The organism is Shewanella sp. MBTL60-112-B2 (genome assembly GCF_019655055.1).
GTDB lineage: Bacteria > Pseudomonadota > Gammaproteobacteria > Enterobacterales > Shewanellaceae > Shewanella.
The window spans coordinates 1-455 of sequence record NZ_BPFA01000105.1 but is presented as its reverse complement, the minus strand read 5'-3'; the positions used below and the strand labels follow the sequence as shown (position 1 = coordinate 455).

At 47.0% G+C, this 455-nt stretch carries 1 protein-coding gene; it reads right to left on the bottom strand.

Annotated features, from left to right (window positions below; translation table 11 throughout):
• A partial coding sequence (locus K5Q73_RS21950; protein WP_220766207.1) for a hypothetical protein occupies positions 1-455 on the bottom strand: 455 nt, incomplete at both ends.

Below are 455 nucleotides of genomic sequence, written 5' to 3'. Positions count from 1 at the left end.
TTACTCACTCGACTGACAATTTTTTTCTTTTCTCTTCCTCCCCCCCCCCTTTTCTCCCCTTTCTCCCCCCCCCCTTTCTTTCCCCTTCTTTTCTTCTCTCTTTCCCCTTCTTTTCCTTTCTTCTTCTCCCCTTTCTTCCCCTTCTCTTCTTTCTTCCTTTCCCTCTCTCCTCTCCCCCTTTTCTCTTTTTTTCTTTTCTTTTTCCCCCTTCTCTTTTTCTTCCCCCTTTTTTCCTCTCCTTTCCCTTCCCTCTCCCTCTCCTTTCTTTCCTTTCTCTTTTTCTTCTCTCTCTCCTCTTTTTCTCTCCTTCTTTCTCCTTCTTTCCCCCTTCTTCCCTTCTCTTCCTCCTTCTTCTCCTCCCTCTCTTCCTCTCTCCCCCTTTTTTCTTTCCTCCCCCTTTTCTTCCTCTTTTTCTTCCCCTCCGCAAGCTTGGCGAGTGACAGTATCGAATGCGG